Origin of the sequence: Streptomyces sp. NBC_00249 (assembly GCF_026342355.1) — a bacterium.
Lineage (GTDB): Bacteria > Actinomycetota > Actinomycetes > Streptomycetales > Streptomycetaceae > Streptomyces.
This window is the reverse complement of the sequence record NZ_JAPEMV010000015.1, coordinates 18,278-40,229: the sequence shown is the minus strand read 5'-3', so window position 1 is coordinate 40,229 and position 21,952 is coordinate 18,278. Positions and strand designations below refer to the sequence as shown.

16 protein-coding genes and 4 pseudogenes are annotated in these 21,952 nt (G+C 70.3%); 9 read left to right on the top strand and 11 right to left on the bottom strand.

The annotated features are described in order from the left end of the window. Positions 1-312 precede the first annotated feature (312 nt). A complete protein-coding gene (locus OOK31_RS38860) occupies positions 313-1,764 on the top strand; it encodes a hypothetical protein (protein WP_267092159.1) in 1,452 nt (483 codons plus the stop codon). A 294-nt stretch (positions 1,765-2,058) separates the two neighbouring features. On the opposite strand, the gene OOK31_RS38855 is transcribed toward OOK31_RS38860, so the two are convergent. After that, on the bottom strand, positions 2,059-2,472 hold the full coding sequence (locus OOK31_RS38855; protein ID WP_267092158.1) for a hypothetical protein: 414 nt from the start codon (positions 2,470-2,472) through the stop codon (positions 2,059-2,061). A gap of 100 nt (positions 2,473-2,572) precedes the next feature. On the opposite strand from OOK31_RS38855, the gene OOK31_RS38850 reads away from it, so the two are divergent. Further along, complete coding sequence (locus OOK31_RS38850; RefSeq protein ID WP_267092157.1) at positions 2,573-3,340, top strand: transposase; 768 nt, start codon at positions 2,573-2,575, stop codon at positions 3,338-3,340. A gap of 82 nt (positions 3,341-3,422) precedes the next feature. Here the strand turns inward: OOK31_RS38850 and OOK31_RS38845 are convergent, their stop codons facing one another. The 3 genes from OOK31_RS38845 to OOK31_RS38835 form a co-directional block, all read right to left on the bottom strand. Beyond that, the gene (locus OOK31_RS38845; protein WP_267092156.1) at positions 3,423-5,051 is read right to left on the bottom strand and encodes an ISAzo13 family transposase; all 1,629 of its coding nucleotides are present in this window, start codon (positions 5,049-5,051) and stop codon (positions 3,423-3,425) included. A gap of 93 nt (positions 5,052-5,144) precedes the next feature. Then, positions 5,145-5,750: a molybdenum cofactor biosysnthesis protein MoeA gene (locus OOK31_RS38840; protein WP_267092155.1), complete on the bottom strand. Its 606-nt coding sequence runs from the start codon at positions 5,748-5,750 to the stop codon at positions 5,145-5,147. A 407-nt stretch (positions 5,751-6,157) separates the two neighbouring features. Continuing rightward, entirely contained in the window at positions 6,158-6,622 is a 465-nt protein-coding gene (locus OOK31_RS38835) for a hypothetical protein (RefSeq protein WP_267092154.1), read from the bottom strand. 216 nt (positions 6,623-6,838) lie between these two features. On the opposite strand from OOK31_RS38835, the pseudogene OOK31_RS38830 reads away from it, so the two are divergent. Further along, positions 6,839-7,025: pseudogene (locus tag OOK31_RS38830) on the top strand (hypothetical protein); the annotation flags it as partial. A gap of 11 nt (positions 7,026-7,036) precedes the next feature. Here OOK31_RS38830 and OOK31_RS38825 read toward each other — a convergent pair. Both OOK31_RS38825 and OOK31_RS38820 read right to left on the bottom strand, forming a co-directional pair. Continuing rightward, entirely contained in the window at positions 7,037-7,396 is a 360-nt protein-coding gene (locus OOK31_RS38825; protein ID WP_267092153.1) for a hypothetical protein, read from the bottom strand. A gap of 200 nt (positions 7,397-7,596) precedes the next feature. After that, a complete protein-coding gene (locus OOK31_RS38820) occupies positions 7,597-7,794 on the bottom strand; it encodes a hypothetical protein (RefSeq protein WP_267092152.1) in 198 nt (65 codons plus the stop codon). 120 nt (positions 7,795-7,914) lie between these two features. Here OOK31_RS38820 and OOK31_RS38815 point away from each other — a divergent pair, with 120 nt between their 5' ends. Further along, positions 7,915-9,612: a helix-turn-helix domain-containing protein gene (locus tag OOK31_RS38815; RefSeq protein ID WP_323188312.1), complete on the top strand. Its 1,698-nt coding sequence runs from the start codon at positions 7,915-7,917 to the stop codon at positions 9,610-9,612. On the opposite strand, the pseudogene OOK31_RS39510 reads toward OOK31_RS38815, so the two are convergent. Together OOK31_RS39510 and OOK31_RS38805 are read right to left on the bottom strand one after the other, a co-directional pair. Further along, positions 9,601-9,822: pseudogene (locus tag OOK31_RS39510) on the bottom strand (recombinase family protein); the annotation flags it as partial. The gene OOK31_RS38815 and the pseudogene OOK31_RS39510 overlap by 12 nt on opposite strands. A 504-nt stretch (positions 9,823-10,326) precedes the next feature. After that, a complete protein-coding gene (locus OOK31_RS38805) occupies positions 10,327-12,021 on the bottom strand; it encodes a CocE/NonD family hydrolase (protein WP_267092151.1) in 1,695 nt (564 codons plus the stop codon). Between the two features lie 483 nt (positions 12,022-12,504). On the opposite strand from OOK31_RS38805, the pseudogene OOK31_RS38800 reads away from it, so the two are divergent. From OOK31_RS38800 to OOK31_RS39505, 3 genes and pseudogenes are all read left to right on the top strand, one after another. Continuing rightward, positions 12,505-12,660: pseudogene (locus OOK31_RS38800) on the top strand (cadmium transporter); the annotation flags it as partial. 95 nt (positions 12,661-12,755) lie between these two features. Then, entirely contained in the window at positions 12,756-13,571 is an 816-nt protein-coding gene (locus OOK31_RS38795; RefSeq protein WP_267092150.1) for a sulfite exporter TauE/SafE family protein, read from the top strand. Between the two features lie 302 nt (positions 13,572-13,873). Next, positions 13,874-14,233 (top strand): annotated as a pseudogene (locus tag OOK31_RS39505) (MerR family transcriptional regulator); the annotation flags it as partial. A gap of 896 nt (positions 14,234-15,129) precedes the next feature. On the opposite strand, the gene OOK31_RS38785 reads toward OOK31_RS39505, so the two are convergent. After that, positions 15,130-16,305: a cupin domain-containing protein gene (locus tag OOK31_RS38785; protein ID WP_267092149.1), complete on the bottom strand. Its 1,176-nt coding sequence runs from the start codon at positions 16,303-16,305 to the stop codon at positions 15,130-15,132. Between the two features lie 50 nt (positions 16,306-16,355). On the opposite strand from OOK31_RS38785, the gene OOK31_RS38780 reads away from it, so the two are divergent. Further along, positions 16,356-17,342 (top strand): transcriptional regulator, encoded by a 987-nt coding sequence (locus tag OOK31_RS38780; protein WP_267092148.1) that lies wholly within the window; start codon positions 16,356-16,358, stop codon positions 17,340-17,342. 870 nt (positions 17,343-18,212) lie between these two features. Then, positions 18,213-18,350: a hypothetical protein gene (locus tag OOK31_RS38775; protein ID WP_267092147.1), complete on the top strand. Its 138-nt coding sequence runs from the start codon at positions 18,213-18,215 to the stop codon at positions 18,348-18,350. Between the two features lie 48 nt (positions 18,351-18,398). Here the strand turns inward: OOK31_RS38775 and OOK31_RS38770 are convergent, their stop codons facing one another. After that, entirely contained in the window at positions 18,399-21,005 is a 2,607-nt protein-coding gene (locus tag OOK31_RS38770) for a M48 family metalloprotease (protein ID WP_267092146.1), read from the bottom strand. A 92-nt stretch (positions 21,006-21,097) separates the two neighbouring features. Then, positions 21,098-21,721 (bottom strand): hypothetical protein, encoded by a 624-nt coding sequence (locus OOK31_RS38765; RefSeq protein WP_267092145.1) that lies wholly within the window; start codon positions 21,719-21,721, stop codon positions 21,098-21,100. Positions 21,722-21,952 lie beyond the last annotated feature (231 nt).

Sequence of the window (21,952 nt, the reverse complement as noted above, 5' to 3'; positions counted from 1 at the left end):
CAACCTCCGCTGAGTACCTACACGGTCGGCAGCGCCGGACCGGAAGAGGCCAGGCGGCTGCTGGACGGGGATGGTCGCAGGTGGTATCCGTAGACAGCAACCCAAATACGGCGCCGTCGGCCGCGCCTCCTGGCAACGTGCCACTCGAACGCCGGAACACTGGCTGGGCAGAGCCGCTCCTCTGGGGCCGGTTGCCAGGAGTCCAAGACCGGAGAAGCAACGCCTGGTCGAGCCCTAAGGTGCGTACGTCCGTCGGTATAGAGGACCCGCGCCGGTGACAGAAGTCGATGGGTGATGGTGAGCATGGTGACCGTGACGCAGAGCGACTCCGCCGACATGGAGCTGCGGGTCGGACCCGGGGGCTCGGTGAAACTGAACGGGTCCGCGAGAGGCCTGGGGGGATGCGGCAAGGTGCTGCTGGCCGGCCCGACCGTGGTGGTGGTGGACCCGGCCGATTTGCGGGCCCCTGTGCACGTCGCTGCCCCGGATCTTGAAACGGCTTCATGGGCGCTTCGTCCCCTGCTGGGGGACGAGCTCTTCGACAGCGTGTGCCGCGCGGTTCGCGATGCCTCCGTCGCAGCCGAGTTCTCGAAGTCCTGGCCAGCGTCGCTCGGAGCGACCTGGGAGCACGTGGCGCGGCTGGGTTCCCTGCTCTGGGCCGAGCAGTGGACGCCGCTGCCACTGGACCAGAATCTGTTGGACATCGACGTCGCGGCAGCTGCCGCCACATGCCAGACGCTGGGCACCGATGACCTCGCCGGTGCCCGGTATCGGCGCTGCTGGCCACAACTGGTCAAGCTTGGCGAGAGGCTCCATGATGGGCCGGGGCTTGCCTCGTCCCGGGAGATATGCACGGCGCTGATCCACGCCCCCAACTACCTCTGGGGTCTTCCGAGCAATGACGCCAAGCGGTTCGCCAAATTGGCGGGGGCGGCCCGCGAGGCCAGTGCCGCAGGTTTCAAAGCGCAGGTGACCACGGGATTCAACGCTCACCGGCTGCCGCAAGCCGACAATCGGTGTAATGACACACCAGCGCCGGATGACGGTCCCAACGCCGGGGTACAGCGGCGGACCTTCTCCGTCGACTGGCACATGGTGCCCCGAGCGATCCTGGACCCGGCGGAGAACACGATCCGGGCTGTCTATGAATCCGGGCTGCTGAACATCTCCGTTCTGGCGGCGCGGGACAACCTGCTGACCGGGCAGCGCCCCGCCCGTCTGGGCTTCCGTGTTCTGGCTGCCGACCGCCAGGCCGACGCCACCGGTTTCCTGACCCTGAACCAGCAGAGTCAGGTCTACGAGGGCACTGTCGCGCTCACGACTGCCCTGGCCTGCGGCTCGGTCGTGGACGTCTTCGCCGAGGGTCTGAGGGAGCCGCCTCCGACCCGGGACCCGGACCTGGCTCGCATCCGTAGACGGGCTGCGTGGGCGCTGGCACTGGAGCGCGTCGCCAAGGCCGGCTGTGACACGGCTGCCCGGGACGTGTGGCGAGATGCCGCAACCCACTGGAGCACCGTGGCCGACGGTCTGAACCCGCCCAGTCCGGGCGAGGCTGGCGATGGGTGGTGGTGGCGAACTGCCCTGCGGCACACGGCGTTCTGCTGGGAGCGGGCCGGTGAGCCGGAACAGGTCGCTTTGGCCCGCAAGGAACTCAACAGTGAGGCCAAGTGCTCAGAACATCTGCACGGCGATCGTGGGGCGGGACTTCCCGGCTTGGCCGAGCGTGCCGTCGTCGACGCCCTGCCGAAGGGTGTTCAGGACTGAAAGTTGTTGTCGGGAAGCCACAGTGGTTCCAGCGGGCCTTTGCGGCACCGGGCCACCACGGCCCTCCTCCATGCGCGCGCTCCACCGGGAACAGCCCGCCCGCCAACCACTCGGCCAGCTGGGCCTGGTCCCCGACTGGGTCTGCGGTGGGGGCGATTTTGCGGAGTGACGGCGCCCGCGGCCGCCTCAGGCTTTCACGGCGGTGATTCCGCCCAGGTGTCCGGACCGCCGCCTCTCCACTCCACGAGATCGGGGTCGGCTAAGAGTTGTCCCGCAACCCCACGGTGCTGAGGGTCATGCTGTGTCCGGGTCGGCGCCGATGGCACCGGCCGAGCGAAGCGAACGCCCGAGGTCTCCCGTGAGGATGCGGGGGTGTCGCCGCCGCCACCACAGGTCGGGGCCGGGCAGCCTGTGGAAATGGCCGAGTGCTTGGCCGTCGTCGTCGATGGTCGCGGCCTTGTACTGGTCGTCCAGAGCTTTGATCCGCGGGGTCCAGAGCTGGATGATGTGATCGTCCAGCAGGAGCCACGCCTCGTGCAGCCAGTTTCGGCAGTAGAGGTCGTTGGTGTACTCGTAGATGTCGTCGCCGTAGCCGCGCTCGATGGCGCTTACCAGGGCGGCCCACGCGTGCACCCGTTCAGCGACCGTGAACGCAGTCCGCCAGCCGCGCTGGTGCAACAGCTCTCCCACCTCGGTTTCAGTAGCCACGGGCGTGAGGCTCTCATGCCGAATCCGTCCGGGCGACCGAGATGTGTCCTGCCAGAGGCTGGCGGGCCCCGCAGCATGATCAGGATGAGACGATCTCGCCGTGGCTGGTGTGATCACGGCGTCGGAGCCGTCCTGGATAGCCCCGTTCGCCGGGCTGAGCCCGCGTGCCTTCGGGAAGCTGGTGACGGTTCTGCGGCGTGAGGGCGCGGACGCGGTCCGCAAGGGTAGGCCCTGGAGCCTTCCGCTGGAGGATCGGGCCCTGCTGGTCGCGGCCTACTGGCGCACGAACTTGACGATGCGGCAAATCGCGCCGCTCTTCGGAGTCTCGAAGTCCGCGGCCGACCGGATCATCGACCATCTCGGGCCGATGCTCGCGCTCCGGCCCCGTAAGCGGTTCGCCAAGGACACCGTGCTCATCGTGGACGGCACCCTGGTGCCCACCCGTGACCACACCATCGCCGCGCAGTCGAAGAACTACCGGTACTCCACCAACCACCAGGTCGTCATCGATGCCGACACCCGCCTGGTCGTCGTGGTCGGCCGGCCGCTCGCCGGAAACCGCAACGACTGCAAGGCATGGGAGGAATCCGGCGCCAAAGCCGCTGTCGGCAAGACCATCACGATCGCCGACGGCGGCTACCCAGGCACCGGACTCGTCATGCCGCGCCGCCGCCGCAAGGGCGAGGACCTGCTCGACTGGAAGGAAGCCCACAACAAGTCCCACAAGCAAGTCCGCGCCCGCGTCGAGCACGTCTTCGCCCGCATGAAGACCTGGAAGATCCTCCGCGACTGCCGTCTCAAGGGTGACGGCGTCCACCATGCCATGCTCGGCATCGCGCGCCTGCACAACCTCGCCCTCGCCGGATAGACCAGCGGGCCGCACACCGAACAGCCACATCCACATCGACCTAAAGATCATTTACGGGACAGCCCTTAGGGCTTGCAGATCATTAACACGTCATCTTGATCTTGGTGCTGGCCTCGCTGCTCTGAGCCAGAACCCGCGCGTGGAGGACCGTGAGGGCGGCTGGCGGAGTCGCGGCGGGTGGGATGACGATGCCGTGGGCCTTGAGCAGTTTCCTGATCTTCAGGAGGGTGCGGTGCATGGCTGTGCGGCTGCTGGCGAACAGCACGGCGAGGGGTTCCGCGGCCAGATTGACGTGCAGGTGGAGCACAGTGGCCAGGACTTGGTCGGGAAAGTCGAGGTGGGGCGGGCGGCCGCGCTGGGTGTCTCCGTCTGGTGCCAGTGCCTGGACCAGGTCGTGCAGTTGGTCGGGAGACATGCCGGTCAGCGCGGGGTCGGTCAGCAGGGCCGGTGTCCATTCCGGCTCGCACGGTTCGGGAGTGCGGGCCACCGGGATGAGTGGGGCCGGCTGGGGGTGCAGGACGTAGTTCCAGTCGCCGTGGAAGGCATGCCGGGTCAGTGGCAGAGCCGCCATCTGCGCATCACCGATCGCGACTCCGGTCGGGTAGGCGTTGGTGTCCAGCTCGGCCGTGACGTGCAGTCCGGTGCGGGTGGTGGTCGCGGCGATGGATTGGACGATGACTTCGTGGCTGGTCAGCGGGCGGCCGCGCCAGTTCATGGTGATGTGGGAGAAGAGCCGGTGCTCGATCTTGTTCCACTTCGATGTGCCCGGCGGCAGGTGGCAGACGGTGATCGTCAGTCCCGTTTCAGCAGCGAGGCGGGCGAGTTCGAGTTTCCAGGCCCGGGTGCGGTAGCCGTTGGAGCCGCCTGCGTCGGCGGTGATCAGCAGCCGTGTCGCCTGGGGGTAGGAGGCCTGGCCTTGGCCGTGCCACCAGCGGCGGATCGATTCCACCGCGAACGCGGCGGTGTCGTGATCGGTGCCGACGTTGACCCAGCCGGTGTTCGCAGCCAGGTCGTAGATCCCGTACGGGATCGCCTTGCCCAGCTTCGGGTCGGCGAAGTCGTGCATGTTCACCGGCACCGGACCACCCACCGGGCGCCACTGGCGGCCATCGTTCTTGAACTCGCCGATGAGCTCCTTCTTCTTCGTGTCCACGCTGATCACCGGCTGGCCGGCGTCCCGGTGCTCGCGGGCTTGCTCGTTGAGGTAACGGAACTGCGCGTCTCGGTCCACGTGCTGGCTGCCCTCGAGCGTTTTGGCGTTGGCTTGCAGGCTGAAGCCTTCCTCCCGCAGCAGATCCGCGACGGTGTCGGCACTGACCCGGTGCCCGGCCCGGGCCAGTTCCCCCGCGAGTACCCGGGTCGACTTCACCGTCCATCGCAGCGGCGACATCGGATCACCCCTCTCATCGGGCTCAACCAGCGCCAGCAATGCCGGCCGCAGCCGCGGATCCAGATCGGCGACCCGTTTGCGTCCTCCGCCGGGACGCCGGACCCGTCCCAGTGGCTCCTCGCCGGATTCCAGCTCGAGCACGCCATTGCGAACCGTCGTCTCGCTGACCTGGGCCGCTCGTGCAACAGCACGGATACCACCGTGGCCCAGCAGCCGGGCCTCGGTCCCCATCAGCAGCCGCCGCTGCCGCTCGTTCAGATGTGGGAACAACACCCCGAACTTCGAGGCGAGTTGGTCACGGATCTCGTCCGGAATGCGCATACCACACCAACGAGTCCCAGAACGGGAAGCAACACCTTGATGATCTGCAAGCCCTTAGTGAAGGTTCACTGGCCCCCCATACTCACACTCGGCCTACTTCCAGACCAAGCGGCCATCCTGGACGGACGCTTGATGCCGACGAGTGAGCGGCCCGTCTAGATTTGTCTGCTCTAGAGCATCGGCGACGTCAGCGAGAAACTCTCCCAGTGACGGAGAATGCGGTCTCGGATAGTCGGATTCAGAGTACGAAAGCAGCGGGGAGGTTGCACCATGCATTCCGGCATCCATAGTCAGCCCGGAATGACTGTCAAAGTGGGCTAGAATTGGGATCCAAGTCGGCTTCCACCAGTCTTCATCACCGATGTCACCGGCGATGTGCAGAAAGTCCCGATGGTTGGAGATTATTCTCTGACAGTCTAGGAACACCATATCCCTGGGGAAGATGCTGGAGTCCTGATGAACGTCGAGCTGTTGCCCCCCAGGAATCTGGGTGATCGAGTCCTTGGCTGTACTGCCGTTGTTCAGGCACAGCCACGTCTCCAGGGGTTCCGGTACCGGGGATCCCAGGGCGCCGCTGAGGTACTGGAGATCAGTGTCGGTAGCCGGCGGATTGAGTGCCGCCGCGCTGGCAGGGGCATTTTCCTGCAACCAGCGGACGATCCTCGCCCACGACAAGGCAACCGTATCTGCATTCGACATTCAACTACCTCCGGTTCAACAATCCGGGTCCGTCGCAGAGGTCTGGCAGCCTCGAGCGCATCATTCGGGCGAGAGTCAGCCTTGCCTGGACGGATGGTGCACATGAATGGAGGGCACCTGCCCTTCTAGCAATCATATGAGTCCCCCACCGACCCACCCCTGCCTCCCCTCCCTCTGGAGATCCACGAGCCGTCCGCAACGTCCGCAACGTCCGCGCGTGCTCCGGTGACCCGGTGGGCCCAGCGAACGCCAACACTGGCTGCCTGGCGCCGTGGTCGTCACTGGCACCGACCACTCGGAGGTCAAAGCCCGGGCTGATCACTTCACGTGCCACGTCCGCATCGACAGGCGAAACGAAGAGGGCACCGCGAACAGACGCTCGATGCTCCTCTCTTGTTCGTACGGGCTCAGGTCAGGCGGGCCAGGACGGCGGCCATGTCCTGGTAGGTGGCCTGGACCCCGTCGGTGTTGCCCAGGCGGTGGCGCTCCAGCCGGATCGCGCCGAGGTGGTGGGCCTCGTAGACCTGCCGGCGGAAGGCGGCTGCAGGGGAGGAGTCCTGGGCGCGGTAGGTGTCGAAGAAGGCCAGTCGCTCGTCCCGCTTGGCCCGGGCCATGCGCAGCGTCCAGTCCGCGTCCGGGTCCCCCCACCAGGTGCGGTCCATGTCCAGGACGCCGGTGATGGTCGGGACCGGCGCGCCGGCGGCCAGCATGGTGTTGACCGTCCACAGGTCTCCGGTGAGCAGCCGCGGTTCACGGATTTCGTCAAGAACGGCGGATTCGTGTGTGGCGATGTCGGTGATCTTGCGGAGGTCGGCAGCATCCAGGGCGGCGCTGTCGAGGTCGGCCGCGATGTCGTGGAGCGAGGCGAGCACGGCTTCGCTCCAGCTGGAGCAGGCGGGTCCGGCGACCGGACCGAAATGCGGGCCAACCACGGCCGCCCGCAAAGTCCGTAACGGTGTCTTCCGTCGGCGGGCGACGTGGGCAGGCCCGCCGGATCCGGAGAACACTCATGCCCCGCAACCAGAGTTCCCGCCTCCCGAAGCCCCCGCCCCCGCCCTCCCCGCTTGTCGGTCCTCGCGAATGGTGTTCGGCGGTGGGGCGAGCCCGAGGCCGCGTGCCGGGCCTGGCGCCGGGAGTGCGGCGGGAACGACTTCGGGCTGGGTGCCGCGCATCGGGTTCGGGCTCGCGGGCGGTACGTGGTCGCGGATCGAGCCGCCGGTCACCGGGGCGTCGTGTGCGCGAGATGTGGAAGTGGCCGTGTACGACCGCGGGTGAGTGGTGCGTGCTCAGCGACCGGCGGCCGGTGCGTGGCGGACCGGCCATGCCGGCTTCGGGAGCCTGGGCGCGCGGCGCCTGTGGGCTTCGAAGGCGAGCCAGGCGGCTCCTGAGGCGACCGTTGTGAGGAACGGCAGCGCCCAAGCGGCCGGCTGCCAGACGGCCGCGACGTCCAGGGTGCTCACCAGCGCCGCCGCCGGAGCGGCGGCAAGGGTCAGCAGCAGCGTGATCCTGGCCCAGAGCGGCAGCCTGCGGCTCACTGCGGCGGTCGCGAGGCCCAGGCCCGCGCTCGCCGTGAGGATCACGGCCAGGGCCACAAGGGCGACGGCGAGGGCGACTATCAGGGCGAGGAGTAGCAGGATCAGGCCCATGTCGTGCCCACCTCCGGTCTCGTGGCGACCCGTCGCGAGGGCAGGCGGATCCGACTCCGCTGCTCCGGCAGGTTCACCGGAAGCCATACTGCCAGAGATATTGAACGCGTTCAACACTGCCTCCGGTGTCACGGGGTGCCGGTAAGAACTCTGTCACCAGCCGCAAACGGGAGCACTGTGGGACTGAGGCAGGCTGCTCGTCAGGTGAGGAGGGTGGCGAGGGTGCCGGTTACGACGGCGGCGAGGGTGATGACCGCGGCGAAGGTGGTGGCGGCGCGGGTGAGGGCCGCGGGGTAGCTGGCGTTGTCCATGCGGGCGAGCTTGCCTGCGGCGGCGGCGGCGAGCAGCGCGACGACGGTGACGAGTGCGGTGGTGAGCAGGACGACGGTGACGGTCACGGCAATCTCCCGTTACGAGTTGGGGTGTTGACGTGGTCGAAGGTCGCGGAATCCGGGTTCGCCGGGGTTCGCCGGGAGGAAGATGAACACCGGCGAACACGACGGTCCTGGGGGCGCACCGTGCACGACAAGCACAACGGCCAAAATCCGGCGTTGCCCGAGCTCCGGAAGAGGCTGAGGGCCGGGATGGCTCGCATGCGGCTGAACCAGACGGATCTTGCCACGCGTGCCGGGCTGGGGCGCACCACGGTGTCGGAGGCGCTCTCGCCGGCGAAGCCGGCACCCTCGCCCGAGACGGTGGCGGCACTGGCCCGTGCGCTGCAGCTGCCGGTGGAGGAGCTGCGGGAGTTGCAGCGGAGCGCGGTCGAGGACACGGGAGGTGAGGCGCGGTCGGTGCCGGGCAGTCCGATCGGTGAGTGGGATCCGCACGACCTGGAGGTCCACCCGGCTGAGCCCGGAGACGCCGTCTCCGGGCCCAGGAGGTCGGGGACGGGGACGATGCCCGAGTACGTGCGGCGCGAGCATGACCGGTTACTGGCCGGGGTGGTGAAGGATGCCGCAGCAGGCCGTAGTCGGGCCGTGGTGTTGGTGGGTGGTTCGTCGACGGGGAAGACGCGGGCGTGCTGGGAGGCCGTGCAGCCGCTCGCGGCGCAGGGGTGGCGTTTGTGGCATCCCTTCGACCCGACACGCGCCCAGGACGCGCTGGAGGACCTGCCTCGTGTCGCGCCGCGCACCGTGGTGTGGCTTAACGAGGCCCAGCACTACCTCGGCGACCGCGCGGCGGGCGAGCGGATCGCGGCGGCCGTGCACCGGTTGCTGGTGACCGTGGAGTGCGGACCGGTTTTGGTGCTGGGCACGCTCTGGCCCGAGTACGCCGCCCGGTACAAGGCCCTGCCCGCGCCGGGTGAGGGGGATCCGTACAGCCGGGTGCGGGAGTTGCTGGCCGGCCGCGTGCTGACCGTTCCCGAGTCGTTCGATGCTGCGGCGCTGGCCGCCGCGGCCGTTCTTGCCGAGGGCGGGGACCGGCTTCTGGCCGGCGCCCTCAGCCGTGTGGGTGCCGACGGGCGGGTCACCCAGGACCTCGCCGGTGCCCCCGAACTCCTCAACCGCTACCGGCACGCGAGCCCGACCGCCGCAGCGGTACTGGAAGTGGTGATGGACGCCCGCCGCCTCGGTGTCGGCCTCCACCTCCCGCAAGCCTTCCTCACCGCCGCCGCCGCCGCCGACTACCTCACCGACACCGACTACGACCAGCTCACCGACGACTGGGCCGAGGCTTTCGCTGAACTCGCCGCCCTCGTCCACGGCAAACAGGCCCCCTTGCGCCGCACCACCCCCCGCACCCGGCGACGTCCCCCCGTCCCGCACCTGGCCGTTCACGGCCCGGCCCCATCGGCCGGGGGACCGGTATTCCGACTCGCCGACTACCTCGAACAGCACGGCCGCACCAGCCGCAGGCACCTGTGCCCACCCGCGTCGTGGTCCCGGAGCATCCGCAGGACGGTCGCCGGACTGGGGTGCTGCCCCTTCTTCTTGCCCCTGGTGATGACGAGCCGGGGGCGATGTCCCGCAGGCTCAGCTTCTCGGCGTCCCGCAGGTGCAGGGCCATGGCGAGCATCGTGGGGTCGGGCACCTTCGCGCCGCCGATCGCCTTGCCCCGCCGGCGGGCGGACTCCTGGCCGTCCAGCGTCTTCTCCCGGATGTACTCGCGCTCCATGCCGGACAGCGCGGCCAGCACCGCGAACACCGGCCGTGCGGATCGTGGGAGCCCTGCAGCTCGCCGGTCAAGAACTCCAGCTCTACGTCGTGCTCCCGTAGCCGCACGGCCAGTGTCACCAGGTCGTGCCTGCGGCCGAGCCGCTTGTGCTCGTGGATGACGAGGGTGACGCGGACCCCGGAGGCGCGCAGCTCGCACGCGAGGGCGATGGCCTTCCCCAGTTCCGGGCGGTCCTTCACGCGAGTGCTGATCTTCTCGGGGAACACCCGGGTGATCCCGGCCTCGGCGAACGCGTCGAGCTGAGTGTCCAGTGACTGGCGGGCAGTCGAGGCGCGGGCGTACGCGATACGGACATGCCCGTTCGGGCCCGCTCGCGGCCGTGGCGGCGGGGCGCGGGAGCTCCTCCCACTTCGCCCCCGGCCTGCGGACGGCGGGCGTCGGGATGTTCAGCTCCGCCTTGAGGCTCGGCGCGAGCCGGAAGCGGGCCGTGTGGTACTGCACGGCCACCTTCCCAGCCGTGGTGCGGCAGGGCGAGCCCGCCGGGGCGCCGCAGCTGGACATCGGGCAGTCTTGCGCTTCCACCAGCCTGTGAGGGTCGGTGTTCATGACCCCATCGTTTCATGTGTGTGTTTCACAAAGCCTGTCGGCTCCCGGCCCTGGCGCGCCGATGCTCTGGGGGTCACGGGTAGCTGCGCGCACCTGGCGGCGGGGGTCGTCACCGATCTCCCGCCTGATCTCTGTCAGGTGCAGGGGGCCGGTGCGGTCGGCCCGTTCGTGTCCGGGCGGGCCGACCGCACCAGTGTGCCGGGGCGGAGTCAGCCGACGGGGTGGAGGGGGACGTCGAGGTAGGACTCGGTGCCCTTGGGTGAGGTGATGTCGATGGTGAACACCGGGGTGGTGGTGTGGGGTGCGGCGAAGAGGGGGTCGTGGGTGTCGATGACCAGCTGGAGCTGGTGGCCCTTGGCCAGGACGTAGTCGGCGGGCTGGAGGGGGAAGGTCGCGGTGGTGGTCTGGCCCGCCTGCCCGGAGGTGAAGGCGTAGGGGGCGTGGGTGACGATGTGCGCCCTGCCGGTCGCCGGGTTGTGGTCCAGCAGGTAGGCGACGATCATGGCGTCCGTGTGCTGCGGCTTCACCGTCACCCGCAGTTCCAGGTCGCCCCGTACGCGCGCGGCCTGTTCCAGCGGCGCGGTGGCGAAGACCGCAGCGAGGCCGCGGTCGATGTCGGCCGTCTTGTAGACGTGGGGCAGGCCCAGGCGTTCGGCCAGGCCGGTCTGGATGAGCTTGGGGGCGGCGACGATGTCGGTGCCCGTGCCGGTGGCCTTCACCGAACGGGTCCAGCCCGCCGCCGCGGTGCCCTCGACCAGTTGTCCGTCGCTCTGCCCGGAGGCCGCGTCGGCGAGGTGGAACCGCTTCTTCGGCAGGGCGTAGTCGGCCCAGGAGGCGTGGCGGAGGTCGGAGAGGGGGTTGAACATGTACTCCGAGCGGACGTCGAACCGTGGAGCCGCCCCGTCGCCGGCGCTGCCGCCGAGGTGGTGGTCCATCCACCGGTAGGCCATGTCCGTGGGCTTGGCGGAGAGGCCGAACAGGCCCGGGAGCTCGGCGTTGCCGTGGTCGCCGACCTGGACGAGGAGCGTCTTGGGCCCGGTCAGACGGCTGTGGAAGTCGATGACGGCGGGCACCGAGAAGATGGTCTCGTGCCAGGCGGTGGTCAGGAGGATGGGCGTCGCGGCGTCGTTGAACGCCTTGAGGCAGCTCTTGGGCGACCGCGCCTCGGCGAACTTCCTGACCTCGTCGTCGATGGTATTGGCACGGATCTTCTGGATGATCTCGCGGAACTCCTCCGAGCACCGGTCCTCGCCGAACAGCGTCACGAGCGCCTCGAACGCCTTGAGGTGACGGGTGCCGTTCTCGTACAGGGAGGCGAACAGGTCGGCCCAGGCACTGGCGCCCGCGACGGCCTTGATCCGCTGATCCTTCGCGGCCGCGAGCAGGCTCGTGCCGGCGCCGTAGGAGGCGCCGAAGAAACCGATCCGGTCCGCATCGACCCCGTCCTGCTGGATCAGCCAGTCGATCACCTCGGTGGCGTCGGCGACGTCCTGCGGACCGGCAACGTGGATCTCGCCCGTGGAGTTGGCCAGACCGCGCTGGCTGTAAGCCAGAACCACGTAGCCGCCCAGCGCCCAGCGGGCGATCATGCCGAGGTAGGCCCGGTGCCCGATGCTGACCAGCGGGGCGGGCAGGACGACCGCGGGACAGACCTGCCCGGGGGCGAGGTTCCGCGGGACGCTCAGCGACGCGTCCAGGACCGTCCCGTCCGCCATCGTAATGGCGACCTCCGAGTACCCGGCGATCTCCGCGTACACCTCGTACTCGTCGGCCAGACCCCACTGGTCCAGACGCCCGATCCGGCGCGGCGACGGGTCCAGCAGCGCCTCACGGATCGCATCCAGCTTCGCGAGGTCGTCGGCGCCGAGCGCGAACGGCGTCTCCGGGGTTCCGTCGACAGACATGGTTGTACCCACCTTCTGTGAAAGGGATGGTGACGAGGTATCGGACATATACTGACATCACCAAGATCAATTCGGGGAAGCGTTTCACGCCTGGCCACTCGAACGGATGAAGGGCACCGTGCAAACCTCCAGGCGGACAACAGGCCAGAGCGTGGCCGAGAACGGCCGACAGTGCCCTCAGTGCCCGCGAGCGGGAGCATGTGGAGTCGTGGAGGACGCGGACGGATTTCGACGGGGTGCCGACACAGCCCGCCCACCCCGCCGCTGGTGGGCGGCAGGTTCATGAAGTGGTGTGCCCGGCCTGCGGTGCTGGGCCCGGAGTGCGTTGCGAGACGCCCCGCGGCTATCACCCGTCCCGGGTCGCCAGGCTGAGGCGCTCACGCTGATCCAGGCTCCGCCCGCTGTGCACGACTGCGGGCACGAAGATCTACTCCCGCCCTGTTGCGGGCCCGCCCGCGTCCATCTGCGCCCCATGACCGTTAGGCCCTGGTGGCTGTGTGGTGCTTCGCGGGCCGGTACTTCGCCACCCGGCCGGTCATCGCCAAGGCCCTCGCCCGCTGGGGCCACATCCTGCTGCCCCTGGTCCTGATCGGCATCGGCCTGCTCATCCTCATCGAGGGCGGCGCCTTCGGCCTGTGAGACCCGCTGAATCGTGAGAGGGCCCGCGGTGTCTTTCCCCGAAGGTGGGGGCCTGCCGTAGCGGGCACAGGCCGCGACCAGCGAGGATGCCCACTGTGGCCACCAAGAACGACCTCGCTCCCCTGCGTTCGGCGCACCCGACGCCCCTGGTGTTCGGTGCGGGAGCGGCCATCGGCGTTCTCGGCGGGATGATCGGCTTGGGAGGCGCGGAGTTCCGCCTGCCGCTGCTGATCGGCCTGTTCGGGTTCGCCGCGCTCTCGGCGGTCATCTTGAACAAGGCGATGAGTCTGGTCGTGGTCCTGGTCGCGCTGCCTGCCCGTCTGGCAGCGGTCCCGGCCTCGGAGGTGGCCGCCCACTGGCCTGTCGCGGTCAATCTGCTGGCCGGGAGCCTGCTGGGCGCGTGGGCCGGAGCGTCCTGGGCGGTACGCATGCGCAGCTCCACCCTGTACAAGGTGCTGGCTGCTCTGATGGTCCTCATGGCCGCAGCCCTGCTGGTCACGCACACGACCGCCCTGGGCGCGCTCGCCCTGCCGCTGTGGGCTCAGGTGCCCTGCGGGGTCGTGGCCGGGTTCGGCATCGGGGTGGTCGCGGCGATCATGGGCGTGGCCGGGGGCGAGTTGCTGATCCCGACGATCGTGCTGCTGTTCGCGGTGGACATCAAGACCGCGGGAAGCCTCTCGCTGCTGGTGTCGCTGCCGACCATGTTGGTGGCCTTCGCCCGTTACAGCCGCGACGGCAGCTTCGCCGTGCTCGGTGCCAATCTCCGCTTCACCCTGACCATGGCAGCTGGCTCGATCGCCGGCGCGGTACTGGGTGGCCTGCTCCTGGACGTGTTCCCGGACCTGGTTCTCATCCCTGTGCTGGCGGTGATCCTGCTCGTGTCCGCGGTCAAACTCGCCCGTCACACCTGAGAGCGCACAGGCGCGCTCACCAGCTTGCATCCGGTACCCAGGTACAGGTTTACCGTCGGAGGTGTCCCCACCACGGGGAACGTGACGACGGGAGTGAGCGCGATGAGTGATCTTGCGTGGGTGCCGCAGTCCTGCACCCTGCCCACCGAGGAGCGGCCCCTGCGGGTCGCCGAGTGGGACGCACTGTTCTCCGAGCGGCTGACCTCGCTGTCGCGGCCGCAGCCGCTCCACCTGTGCCTTGACCTGGCCGGCGGGCCGGGCGTCGAGGAGCGGGTCCGGGACCTGGTGGAGCGCGAGAGCGGGTGCTGCTCGTTCTTCACCTTCACCACCACCCCCGGCCAGGACCTGATCCGGCTGGACATCGAGGTGGACCAGGCGCACGAGGCGGTCCTGGACGCGCTGGCCGCGCGGACGACTGCCGCCGGGGAGCAGCGGTGAGCACGGGTCTGCGCAGCGGGCAGGTCGCCGCGGCGGCCGGGGTGAACATCCAGACGCTGCGCTACTACGAGCGGCGCGGCCTGCTGGCCGAGCCGGAACGCAGCAACGGCGGCCACCGCCTCTACGGCGACGACGTGGTGACCGCGCTGCGGGTGATCAAAGCCGCCCAGCGGCTCGGCTTCACCCTGGAGGAGGTCGCCGAACTGCTGGAGACCGGCCGCCACCGCCACGGCCGCCCCGTCGCCGGACTCCAGGAACGCGCGACGGCCAAGCTCGCCGATCTTGTCCCCGTGGCGGAGAAGTTCGCTACAGCTGGGCCAGATACTTGCGCACGGGGCCGGCCAGTTCGGCGTAGAAGTCGATGCGGTTCTGGGCCTGGAGGACTGGGCGCAGACGGTCAGCAGGCCGGTGCGGGCCTCGGGTCGGTCCAGGACGGGGGCCAGCTGGGTCCGGATGCGGGCGGCCGTCTCGGGGGTCAGCAGCGCGTACAGGTACAGGGTGGCGGCGTCGTAGCCGTACGGGGCGCGGCCCCATCCTTCCCAGTCCAGGATGTGCGGGCCGGGGGTGACGTTGCCGTAGTGGAGGTCTCCGTGGGCGGTGGTCCAGGTGACGTCCTTGACCTGGTGGCCGGTGAATTCGGGGATGACGCGGCGCAGGTACTCCTCCCGTACGGCCTCACGGTCCGTCGGCGGCGGGACGTCGGCGAGCGCGTCCAGGGCGGCCGTCATCTCCTTCCACCACGTCTCGGGCAGGCTTGGGTCCTCGTCGAGGACGGGGCGCGGGGAGACCATCGGGTCGGGGGCGAAGGCGTACAGCTCGGCCCGGTAGGCGTAGCCCTCGGTGGTCCAGTCCCGGATGCGGAACAGGTCGGGGCGCGGCACCGACGCGGGGAGGGCGCGGGCGCTGGACGGGCCGTTCCAAAGGTTGCCGCCCTCGGTGCCGGCCTCGGCGCAGACCACGCGGAGCCAGTGCGGGCCGGCGGCGCCCGACAGGGTCCGGCCCCGGTACCCCCACACCCGGCGGCCTGTGACTCGCAGGCCGAACTGGTCGGCGGCGTGCTGCTGGGCTGCCAGCATCCGGTCGACGGTGGCGGGGGCGGGGGCCTCGAACATGGCGGGTCCTACCTCGGCTGGGAGACGGCTGCCGCGTCCTTGGATACCAGCTCGGTGGCGAGGGCCGCGACCTGTTCCACGGTGAGGCCGGAGCGCTCGGCCAGGTCCCCGAAGGTGAGGCGGGCGCCGGAGACCAGGGCCTCCAACGCGGGACGGGCGGAGGCGTGGAGCTCCCATTCGTGCCCGGCGGCGCGCAGCACGACGGCCTCGTCGGCGCCCTCCAGCGCGGCCCGGGCGGTGGTGAGGGCCAGGACCAGGCCGGGGTCGGCGGGGACGTCGCCGATGTACGGGAGGGAGGGGGCCGGGCGGCCGGGGTCGCGGGCGTCCAGACAGGCGGCGAACTCCGAGACGATGTGGGGGTGGAGCGCCTCGGAGACCTCCTTGCGCAGCTGCTCGGCGTACGCGGTGCGCTCGGCGGGGCCGGCCACGGTGGGCACGTTCGCGCGCAGGGTGGGGGAGTGGAGGAGCTGTCCGGCCAGCCACACCAGGAGGTGGTGGCCGGTCGCCGGGGTCAGGCCGCACGTCAGGTGCAGGGAGCGGCCCTCGGTGGCGGCCACCGCGTGCCACCAGCCCCGCGGCAGGTAGAGCATGTCCCCGGCCTGCAGGATCACTTCGGCGACCGGCGGCCCTTCGGGCTTGGCGGGGGCTTCGACGTCCAGGCGGAGCGGGTCCGCGCGGGTCGCCCCGTACAGGTTCCAGCGCTTCGCCCCTTCGAGCTGCACGACCACGACGTCATGGTCATCCCAATGGATTCCGAAAGCCTCCGTGGGATGCCAGGAGGCGTACAGGTTGGCCTGGACGTCGGTGCGGAAGTGCCGCTCCAGCGCCTCGGCCAGGGCCTGAACGCCGGGGTGGAGCTTGTCGACCGCATCCAGGACCAGGGAGGCGCCGTCGGCGATCTGGCGGTGAAGCCCCGATGGCTCGACCCGGTGGCGAACCTCGGAGCGCTTGGTGACCGAGGTGTGCAGGTACTCGTACGGCGGGACCTGCTCCCCGTCGCGGAACAGGCGTAGGCGCGGGGCGTCCAGGCGGTGGCGGGCCACCAGGTCGTTCAGGTCGTCCCAAGTGAACAGGCCCCGCAGCCCTGCGGCGGCCTGTGACCAGTGCTGGAAGGAGCGGCCGAAAGCCCCGGCGAGGAAGTCCCCGCCGAGGCTACGGACCGCCGCGTCAATCGCGGTGGTCACGGTCGGCGATCAGTCGTTGCCGTCGCCCTTGCCCCGGAATCGGCGAGCTGTTGCGCACCATCAGGGAGCGGGCGGACCGGACCCGCGAGCAGCAGGCCAAGCTCATGACCGCCGCCGGTCTCGTGTGCACGGTCGAGAACCTGAAGCGCTGGGAGACCGAGAAGCGGTTACCGACTCCGGTCTGGCGTACGGCGATCCGCACCGTCTACGGCGTGACCGACGAGCAGCTGGACCAGGCCCTGGACAACACCCGGAGGCATCGCAGGCAGCAGAGGAAGGACGACGACGTGAAGCGACGCAAGCTGTTCACCCTCGCGGCGGCCACGGCGGGGTTCGCCGTGCTGCCCGGCATCGCGCAGGCCCGGGAGGGCATCGACACCGGCTTGGACGCCGACGGCGCCGGGGATCTCGCCTACCTGGAGGGCGCCTTCGAGCGGCACCGGGGCGGCTACAACGGGCGGGCCCCCGACACGGTCCTAGGCGAGATGCGTGAGGACCTGGCGCTCCTCGCCACCGTCCTGCGCCGGCCCCACCCCGCACGGGACCGCACCGACCTGGCGCGCACGGCCGCCGGGATCTCCGGCCTGGCGGCCGCCGTCCACGCCCGCGCCCTGGCCGCCGTCGGCGACGTCCCCGGCGCACGGCGGGCGGTGGACGACGTCCGCACCCTGGCCGAACAGCTCGACGGCCCGGAGGCGGCGGACACTTGGTTCGGGTACCCGCCCCAGAAGCACGCGGTGCACCTCTCCCAGGCGTACACGCTGCTCGGCGACACCCGCGCCGCATACCGGGCACAGGACGACGCCCTGGCCCTCACGGTCTCGCCATCGGTCATGACCCGCGCCCTGATCGCCATGGACACCGCCGCCTGCCTGCGGGTCGACGGAGATCCAGGCGCGGCGGCCGCGATGGCCGCCGCCGTCTACGACCGGCTACCGCCCGCCTACCGGAGCGGCCTGGTGCACTCCCGCGCCCAGCTGCTCCACCAACACCTGGAGGGCGCGCCGCGCCGGCTGCTCGGCGACGCCCTCGCCTGATGGGGCTGGCTTTGTTCACGAGGACGCTACTCGTGTACAAAGCCAACGCGAGGACGCTCATATGGCGGCCCAGGACCAGCGCCGGGGTGTCGGTGAGGTTGTCCAGCAGGGGCTGGGTCTGGGGGGCGACGCGCTGGAGGGCGCGGGTACGGGGGCGGGCGCTGCCGGCCTTGTCGGCCAGCTGGTAGAGCGGCCAGTCTCTTCTCGCGCGTCGCGGCAGGCCAGTTGGGGTCACGGGGGGAGCCAGAACGGCGGACCGGGGCTCTGCCCGCTGGCTCCCCGGTCACACCAGCCCGCCCAGCCCGCCCGGCCCGCCCGGCCCGTGGGCAACGGATCCGCGGCCAGACGAACCCAAGGGCATCGTCGCGATAAAGGCATTCCTCACGAATTCTGACGGGAGTACGCTCCCAGGGACTCTCCGCTCTCCTTCGCGCAATGCTGCACCAACCCAAACGAAAACTGGGGGCATTGATGTTCATGGGAATGCTGTTCAAGCGGGCCGCAGTCGCAGCGATCTGCGTGGCCGCGCTTACGACCGGGTGCGGTGAACCGAATCAGGGCGTGGATCCCGAGTAGTTCACGCCGACGGGCGACCCGCACGAGACCGGTCGCCGACCCGAGCCGACCCCCGATCCCCGGACATCCCCCGGCGTGCCTCCGCCCACTCCAACGCCTCTTCCAACGCCCCCTCCAGCTCCTCCGGTTCTGCCCCGGGGCTCCGTACCTCCCGCGCTCATCGGCGAGTGGGACGGAGACAATCCGGACAAGGCCCAGCTCGCCCGGATCATCTTCACGGCCGACGGAAATGTCGTTCTCCACTACAACAACCGCCGGGTCCTGACCGGCCCGGCAGTCGTCGGCAATTCCTCCATGGTTCTCTACGTGTCGGGCGGACCGATCCGGTATGCGCGGTGGTCGGTCAGTGAATTCGACGCCGGGTACGGCTATACGTTCGAGAATCTCGTGCTCGACGGAGTGAGCTATGTGCGGCAGACCGGCGGCGACTGATGCGAACGTGCGGGTGTCCCTCTGGGCGAGCGCCGCGTCGTGGCCCGTTCAGGGAAGGTTCACCAGAACGACCCCGGCAGTGGCACAGCGCTGCTCGATCCGCTCCCCATGAGCCTCGAATGCCGCTGCATCGCCTTCGAGAGCGGCTCGGAAGTGCTCCGTGAAGGCGAGTGCGAGCGCCGGCTCCCGGCCCCGGACGGCCAGCTGACTCGCCTCGTCCAGCCGAGTGTGCACCTCTGCTGTCGTGAGCGCGTCGAGCGAGCCCAGCAGTTCGTCGTATTGCCGGCAGGCGGAACGGACTTCTTCGATCCCGCCCATCGGCGGGCCGACGGGCCGGTCGGTCGGGTCCGTGGTGCACGCGAACAGCGCCACGCTTCCGGCCAGGAGCAGCGCCGACAGGCCGACCCGTCGTGCGGTGAGCCTGCCCTCGTACACCATCCCGTGCGCCAACGCCTCCGCCGCTGGTTGCGGCCGAGACGTCCGCCGGAGTCGGCGGCGTACGGACAGAGCAACGGCCCCTGCCGTGAGCGCGATCAGCGAGCAGGCCGTGCCACCGAGGAGGATCCGCAGCAGGGTGTTGCGTACGAAGGGCAGCGCGATCCCGCCGCATTCGGCGGGGCGCAGCGCGAGCGCGTCGACGCAGCCGGCGGCCAGGACGCCACCGAAGAACACCGCCGTGACCAGACACCCGGTCAGGAAGGCCGCCATGAGGCCGTAGAGCGCGGCCGTGCTGCCGTGCCGCCGTACGAGCAGGGCCGCCGTGGCGAGGGCGACGAGGCCCTGGAGGAGCATGGCGGCGACGAGGTTTCCGTGGGTGAAGGCGTGCAGGAAACCGTCCATCGTACGGGTCCTCTCGGGGATGCCGGAGTGGATCAGGAGCCGGGAGACGAGCGTGCCGCCGATGAAGGCCGCGGTGGCGGCCAGGCAGGCCAGGGTGACCACGAACGGCCAGTCGCTCCAGACCCCCGTCCGGGTGTCCGCCACGCTCCCGGCCGCCCGCGTCTGCCGCGGTGCGGCCCGCAAGCGGGCGGCGAGCGGCACCGCCCACACCGTGACGAGCGCCAGGGCCAGCGGTGTCCACTGCGCGAAACGCAGCAGCAGCGGGTGGTGAACGGCTGACCAGAGCCAGTACGGCCCCGCTGGCGCCACCTGCGCCACGGCACGGTGGTCGGCGCTCACCCCCTCCCCGATGGTGGTGAGCCAGTCCGCCGTGTCGGTCAGGACCGTCCACAAAGCGATCGTGACCGACAGGATCAAAGAGGCGGCCACCCAGCCCACCGCCCACCGCGTGCGCCGAGGAGCGGCCGCACCGGCCGGAGCTCCCCAGGCGACCGCGACCTGGGTCGCCCACCACGTGAACAGGACCAGCACGGCGGCAAGGGACAACGCCGGCAGGAGGGCTGCCGGATCCCCGGAGGAGAACGGCCAGGACGAGTCCGTCTCCATCCCGCTGTTCACGGCCAGGGCCCTGCCAAGTACGAGGCCCACCGTGAGGCCGAGTGCGGGGAGCATGATCTCCCGGACGGTGCCGTCGGACCGGGCCGCCGTACGCCACGCCCCGAGCCCGACAACGGCCGCGACAGCGGGCGAGACGACGAGCGCGGCCGCCCACCGGCTCTGCAGCGGGTCCGCCTCGTGGACCGTCAGCCACCACAGGATCAGGAAGCCGCTGCCGGCGCTCATGGCGGCCAGTCCGGCCGCGCAGCACTCCCAGAACCCGATACGGAACAGCTGGTCCGGGTGGTGCACGAGGTGGATCCGCTGTTCCTTGGTGGGGTGGAAGTTGCGCGGTCCCTTCCACCACGGACGGCGGATGTCCACCGCCACCGCAATCGCGGCAAGAAGGTCCTGGCGGACACCGCTCCACGACGCGGCGCGCACGTCCGCGCCGTGTTCCCGGGACCGCAGCACGGCCTGGGAGGTCAGCAGGACGAGGCCCAGCAGGACCGCTGCCCGCAGCCCCACGCCCAGCGCGTCCCCGGGCGCGATCCCGATCAGGCCGACAGCGAGAGGGAGTACCCCCAGGGGCAGGAAGGCCCAGTTCAACGACCGAGTGAGGCACGCGATATCGGTGTCCCTGTTGCGCAGGTGCGCGAGCTCATGCAGGACCAGCGCACGCAGTCGCGCGGGGTCCGGACGGAACTGCATGACGAGTCCCGCGTCGAGGACCACGGCGTACCAGCCCGCGCGCCCGAACGCGCGGGCCGTGACCGACCCCCAGGACCGGCGCAGGAAGAACCGGGGTGGCCGGCGCAGACCCGCCTCGGCGACCAACTCGTGCAGGAGGCGTACGAGGGCCGCGCCTTCGGCGTCCCCCGGAGCGAAGGCGACCAGGCCGTGCTTGCGGACCTGCACCCTGGGCTCGGCCCAGTACAGCAGCCCCGCGAGGGCCAGGAGAAGGACGACCCCGGCCACGACCCAGGGAGCCTTCGTACGCTCGACCTCCGCGGTGCAGGTGAGGAAGGAGCCCAGGTAGTCGACGGTCCGGCCGTCCTCCCCGGTCCGGCCCGCCGCCGCGGAGCACTGTTCGTAGGCCGCCTGCGCGCGATCGGCGCCGGGGGCGAAGGCGAGGTACACGGTGTTGTAGACGAAGACGGACGCGCCCAGGAGCGCGGAGATCAGCAGAAGGAACCGGAACGTCGTCCCCGCGGGCACTCCGGAGGGATCCGGTGCGGCCGCGGGTGGGGGAATCGTCGGAGTGACAGGCGTCGGCATCGCGGACCCCGGAGCGCTCGTGGGCGGACCCGCTAGGAGGTGGGGCCCGTAAGGCCGCCGAGCACCGCGTCGGCCAGCAGTCGGGATCCGCCCTCGTCGATGCCGAAACTCAGGGCGTGCTCGTACACCTTCTGCCACAGGGCCGCCCTGAGGGCGGGAGGCAGCTCCTCCGCCGTCCCGGCGGGCCGAACGGGTCCCTCCACCGCAGCAGCCTCGGGGGCAGGCGCGGCCCCGACCGCCGGGGCCGCCTCTTCGGCCTCCCCTACGTCGGCAGGCCCCTCCTCCGCTGCCGCCGGGGCCGGACGCCGCAGCATGCGTCGTACCCCGGCGCGCACCGGGCCGGCGCTCCGCTCCACCCCGGTCACCATCAGGTGCGCGCCCACAGCGACCAGCGCGGCGTCGAGCATCTCCAGCACGATGGGGGTCACGATGGAAACCAGCTCGCCGCCCCCGAAGCCGAACGGCTCGTCCTTCGGTTTCGCGGCCGCCCGCTTACGTGCCGCCTTCAGTGCCTTGCGAGGATCCTCGAAGTAGGCTGCGCTCTCGTAGGGGAAGAGGACCACCTCGTGCGGTGCCACCTTCTCCACCACCTCACGGGCGATCTCCCGGAGGAGGTCCTCCTCCACCCACTGCGGCTCCGCCTGCGATCGGCTCACGACCCCACCCCCGGGTTGCACGTCTCGCGCCGGACGGCCCCCTTCCGGCGGGGCCAACCCTACGCAGCCCCTCATATATGGCACCAGGGTCGTACGGGGCGCGCGAGGTGCACACCGCAGCCCTCCGCGCCCCGCGTACGCCCCCTCTGCAGCCGGTTCGTGGATGACGGTGCCCCACCCGCCCGCAGGGGCCGGGGACACGCGGCCACCCCGACGGGGCAAGGTCGGGCG

Coding starts and splice junctions, on each gene's coding strand:
- OOK31_RS38845 (WP_267092156.1), bottom strand. CDS start 5,051: ATGCGCATTCCGGACGAGATCCGTGACCAACTCGCCTCGAAGTTCGGG.
- OOK31_RS38840 (WP_267092155.1), bottom strand. CDS start 5,750: ATGTCGAATGCAGATACGGTTGCCTTGTCGTGGGCGAGGATCGTCCGC.
- OOK31_RS38825 (WP_267092153.1), bottom strand. CDS start 7,396: ATGGGCCTGATCCTGCTACTCCTCGCCCTGATAGTCGCCCTCGCCGTC.
- OOK31_RS38805 (WP_267092151.1), bottom strand. CDS start 12,021: ATGTCTGTCGACGGAACCCCGGAGACGCCGTTCGCGCTCGGCGCCGAC.
- OOK31_RS38775 (WP_267092147.1), top strand. CDS start 18,213: ATGGTTCTCTACGTGTCGGGCGGACCGATCCGGTATGCGCGGTGGTCG.